Consider the following 2479-nt stretch of genomic DNA (forward strand, 5'->3'; position numbering starts at 1 on the left):
TGTTGAACGGCTTGCAATAAGGACCCCGCTTCTGGGGTGATCGGCGTCCAAAAGGGACCCCACCGACCGGGGGTTGGGTCCATTGTGCCTTCGATGATTATCGGAGGCCGAGCACGGGATGCTGATCGTGGAGACAATCGCAAAAATCAGGCGGCTGCATTTTACTGAGGGCAAGGGGATCAAGACGATCTGCCGTGACCTGAAGCTGTCGAAGAAGGTGGTGCGGAAGGTGATCCGCACCGGGATTACCGAGTTCACCTACACCCGAACGGTGCAGCCGCGCCCGAAGCTGGGTGCCTGGCTGGGGGAACTCAACCGGCTGCTGGAGGTCAACGCCGCGCGGGTCAGCCGGGAACGGCAGTCTTTGACACAGATCTACGAAGAGCTGAGCGGTCTCGGTTATGAAGGTGGGTATGACGCGGTGCGCCGCTACGCCTCGAACTGGGCGCGCAATCAGAGCTCGGGTGCCTCTTCTGCTTTCGTGCCCCTGAGCTTTGCGCCCGGCGAAGCCTATCAGTTTGACTGGAGCCACGAGGTTGTGGTGATCGATGGGGCGACGACCACCATCAAAGTGGTCCATGTTCGCCTGTGCCACAGCCGGATGTTCTTCGTTCGCGCCTATCCGCGTGAGACGCAGGAGATGGTGTTCGACGCCCACGACAGGGCTTTTGCCTTCTTCAAGGGCACCTGCACCCGCGGGATCTACGACAACATGAAGACGGCGGTGGAGACCATCTTCACCGGCAAGGAACGTCTCTACAATCGCCGGTTCCTGCAGATGGCCAGCCATTATCTGGTCGAACCTGTTGCCTGCACCCCTGCCTCGGGTTGGGAGAAAGGCCAGGTGGAGAGCCAGGTCGGCACGGTCCGCCAGCGGTTCTTCTCGCCCCGCGTCCGGGTCAAAAGCTACGAGGAACTGAATGCCTGGCTGCTGGACAAGTGCATCGCATCGGCCAGAAGCAGCAAGCATCCGGAGCTGACGGACAAAACCGTCTGGCAGGTCTTCCAGGAAGAGCGCCCGCACCTTGTTCCTTATGCCGGGCGCTTCGACGGATTCCATTCGCTGCCTGCGGCGGTGTCGAAGACCTGTCTCGTGCGCTTCGACAATAACAAATACTCGGTTGCGGCAACGGCTGTCGGGCGGCAGGTCGAGATCAGGGCCTATGCTGAGCGGATCGAGATCCGGCAGGAGGGTCGACTGGTCGGAGACCACCCGCGCCACTTCGGCCGGGACCGAACGGTCTACAATCCCTGGCATTATGTGCCTGTTTTGCTTCGCAAACCCGGTGCGCTGCGTAACGGCGCACCGTTCAAGGACTGGGTTCTTCCCGGAGCGCTCGAACAGATCCGCCGTAAGCTGCAGGGTTCCTCGGATGGCGACCGCCAGATGGTGAAGATCCTCGGCGCGGTGCTGACGGAAGGGATGCCTGCGGTGCAAAAGGCATGCGCCGAAGCCCTCTCGCAGGGCGTTCACTCCGCCGATGTGATCCTCAATATCCTGTCTCGCAGGCGCGATCCGGAACCGCCGCCTCTCCTGCTGACCTCTCCGGCCTTGCGCCTGACCCATGAACCGGTGGCGGACTGCGCCCGTTATGACCTGCTGCGGAGGGCCAGCTGATGGATCGTGCTGACATCATGGCCGCAATGGGCGAGTTGAAGCTCTACGGGATGCGCGCCGCTTATGACGAACTCATGGCGGTCGCTGTGCGCCGCCAGCACGAACCCCGCCAGATCGTTGGAGATCTTCTGGCCGCCGAGATCAACGAGAAGAAAGCGCGGTCGGTCAAATACCAGATCACCACCGCCAAGCTGCCCTATGCCCGGGAGATCGAGGAGTTCACCTTCGATGACACCCCGATCAACGAGACCCTGGTGCGCGATCTGGCCAGTGGAGAGTTCCTCAGCCAACAGCGCAATGTCGTGCTGGTTGGCGGCACGGGGACCGGCAAGACCCATATCTCCGTGGCGATCGCGCGTGCGGTCATCCGCAATGGTGCCCGGGGCAGGTTCTTCAATGTCGTCGACCTGGTGAACAGGCTGGAGGCCGAGGCCCGTGCTGGACGGGCGGGCCGGCTTGCGGAACATCTGATGCGCCTCGACTTCGTCATCCTCGATGAACTCGGATACCTCCCATTCGCGCAGTCCGGCGGCCAGTTGCTGTTCCATCTGATCAGCAAACTCTACGAGCAGACTTCCGTCATCGTCACCACCAACCTCGCATTCGGCGAGTGGCCGACCGTCTTCGGGGACGCGAAGATGACCACCGCGCTGCTCGATCGCCTCACCCACCACTGCGATATCGTCGAGACCGGCAACGACAGCTGGCGCATCAAAACCCGAGCCTGAACCCCCTCCGAAACGCAGGCCCGCGTCGGCTGCGCCAGCTGGAAAGCTACGCCGCCACGGGCCTGCTCAACCGCGAGCCAAAGGGGTCACTTTTGGGCGCCGATCGGGGGGCCCGTTTGGATGCCGATTGACA

2 protein-coding genes are annotated in these 2479 nt (G+C 62.3%); both read left to right on the forward strand.

The window, feature by feature from the left end; all coding sequences use genetic code 11:
- The first annotated feature begins 118 nt into the window (after window positions 1–118).
- Window positions 119–1618 (forward strand): IS21 family transposase, encoded by a 1500-nt coding sequence (gene istA / locus C8N34_RS25690; protein WP_108131065.1) that lies wholly within the window; start codon window positions 119–121, stop codon window positions 1616–1618.
- On the forward strand, window positions 1618–2346 hold the full coding sequence (istB, locus tag C8N34_RS25695; protein ID WP_028030902.1) for an IS21-like element helper ATPase IstB: 729 nt from the start codon (window positions 1618–1620) through the stop codon (window positions 2344–2346). Before istA ends, istB begins: the two co-directional genes overlap by 1 nt.
- Window positions 2347–2479 lie beyond the last annotated feature (133 nt).

Source organism: Gemmobacter caeni (assembly GCF_003054195.1).
GTDB classification, from domain to species: domain Bacteria; phylum Pseudomonadota; class Alphaproteobacteria; order Rhodobacterales; family Rhodobacteraceae; genus Gemmobacter; species Gemmobacter caeni.